This window comes from Microbacterium sp. ISL-103 (genome assembly GCF_018613995.1).
GTDB lineage: Bacteria > Actinomycetota > Actinomycetes > Actinomycetales > Microbacteriaceae > Microbacterium.
Genome location: NZ_JAGGPD010000458.1, coordinates 1 through 2,206 on the forward strand (window position 1 = coordinate 1; position 2,206 = coordinate 2,206).

General features: G+C 69.4%; 2 protein-coding genes and 1 pseudogene. All 3 read right to left on the reverse strand.

The features are described 5' to 3' along the window. Window positions 1-150 precede the first annotated feature (150 nt). A complete protein-coding gene (purE, locus tag J7E68_RS15825) occupies window positions 151-618 on the reverse strand; it encodes a 5-(carboxyamino)imidazole ribonucleotide mutase (RefSeq protein WP_215174183.1) in 468 nt (155 codons plus the stop codon). 109 nt (window positions 619-727) lie between these two features. Further along, window positions 728-1,802: pseudogene (locus J7E68_RS15830) on the reverse strand (5-(carboxyamino)imidazole ribonucleotide synthase). A gap of 88 nt (window positions 1,803-1,890) precedes the next feature. After that, window positions 1,891-2,206 (reverse strand): PH domain-containing protein (locus tag J7E68_RS15835; protein ID WP_215174181.1); only part of this gene is annotated, 316 nt, incomplete at its 5' end.

The window sequence follows — 2,206 nt, forward strand, 5'->3', positions numbered from 1 at the left end:
CGAGCACCTGGGCCGACCCGGGCACCAGCAGGTTGAGCACGACCAGCCACCACCCGCGCTTGGTCATCGGTCCGGCATCCGCAGGATTCGGATGCCGCAGCGGGCGGGTCTCGATCAGCGGTCGCGCCGAGCCTCGCGGCGGCGCAAGGGTCACAGCGAGCCCTTCAGCCGATCGTTCTTCTCCTCGACCTGCGCCTCGAGGTCGAGCGCGTAGGCCTCGACGCGATCGGCCAGGTCGTCGTCCGACGTGCCGAGGATTCGTGCGGCGAGGATGCCGGCGTTGCGCGCTCCCCCGATCGACACGGTGGCCACCGGGATGCCTGCCGGCATCTGCACGATCGACAGGAGCGAATCCATGCCATCGAGGTAGGCCAGCGGCACCGGCACGCCGATGACCGGCAGCGCGGTCATCGAGGCGAGCATCCCCGGAAGGTGAGCGGCTCCCCCGGCCCCGGCGATGATCACGCGAACGCCACGACCGCGCGCCTCGCGGGCATACTGCATCAGCTTGTCGGGGGTGCGATGAGCCGACACGACCTCCACTTCATGCGGGATCGCGAAGTCGGTCAGCGCCTGAGAGGCATCCTTCATCACGCGCCAGTCGGAGTCGGAACCCATGACGACGCCGACGAGGGGCGTGCGGGAGGAGTGCAGTGGCTCAGTCACCCACTCAGGCTACGGTCTGGTGCTGGGAGAAACCCCCAACGGCACGCCCGCAGGCGCACCCTCAATCGAAGTGGGAGGCTGCCGCGCGTGCGACGTAGACGGCCTCGTCGAGGTCGTCTCCCGCCACGTTCACATGACCGACCTTGCGACCGGGACGCGGGTCCTTGCCATACGTGTGGATCTTCGCCGTCGGATGNNCCGAGGATGTTGACCATCACCGACCAGGCGGCCCGGGGCGCCGGATCCCCCAGCGGCAGATCCGCGACGGCACGCAGGTGCTGCTCGAACTGGCCGGTCACTGCGCCGTCCTGGCTCCAGTGCCCGCTGTTGTGCGGACGCATGGCGAGCTCGTTCACGAGGATCCGCTCATCGTCGGTCTCGAACAGCTCGACGGCGAGCATCCCGGTCACCCCGAGCCCCTCGGCGATCGAGCGACCGATGCCCTCGGCGACCTCGGCCAGACGCTCGGGAGCGTGCGGGGCGGGTGCGATCACCTCGGCGCACACACCGTCGCGCTGGACGGTCTCGACGACCGGATAGGCGACGATCTGACCGCTGGGGCGGCGGGCGACCTGCTGTGCGAGTTCTCGGACGAATCCGACGAGTTCCTCGACGAGAAGCGCGTCGCCGTCGGCGAGTCCGGCGAACCAGTCCTCGGCCTCGGTCGCGGCACGCACGACTCGCACGCCCTTGCCGTCGTAGCCGCCACGCGGCGTCTTCACCACGGCCGCGCCGTCGTGATCGTCGAGGAAGGCCTGAAGCTCAGCGGCATCTCGCACCGGTGCCCAGTCGGGCTGGGGCACGCCGAGCTCGGCGAGACGAGCCCGCATGAGCAGCTTGTCCTGCGCGAACTGCAGCGCGTCGGGGCCGGGGTGCACCGCCACGCCGTCGGCGACGAGGGCGCGCAGGATCTCCTGCGGCACATGCTCATGATCGAAGGTGACGACATCGACGTCTTTCACGAACGCGCGAACGGCCTCGAGATCGCGGTAGTCCCCTACCGCCGTGGCCGCGAGCTGCGCCGACATGCCGTCGCCCTCTGCGAGCACCCGCAGATCGAGCCCGAGTTCGACCGCCGGGGCGATCATCATCCTGGCCAGCTGGCCTCCACCGATCACTCCCACGCGCAGCGCCATGTGCCGCCTCCATTCGTCCTGATCATTCTCTCGCATCGCGCCGATGCGCAGCGCACGAGCGTCGAACGAGGGGTCGAGCGCCGAGGTCTCAGAAGCCGGCCGAGGCGTCCTGCCCCGACTGCGCATCGCGGTGCGCCAGGATCTGGCTGACCTCGATCTGATCGGCCAGCGTCTCGTGCACCAGGGTGACATTGGGCACGTTGGCGAGGCGCAGCGGCGCGTCGACGCCGTTCGAGAGTGTGATCGTCCCGACGCCCCAGAGGCGTTGCACCACACCGCGGCGCACGCCGATCGCGTAGCCGCGGGCATGTGACATCTCTTGCCGGTTGCGTGCGCCCACGCCGTGGTTCACGATGACTCGGCGGGTCGTCAGCGTCACGAACCTGGAGTACCAGACGATGTAC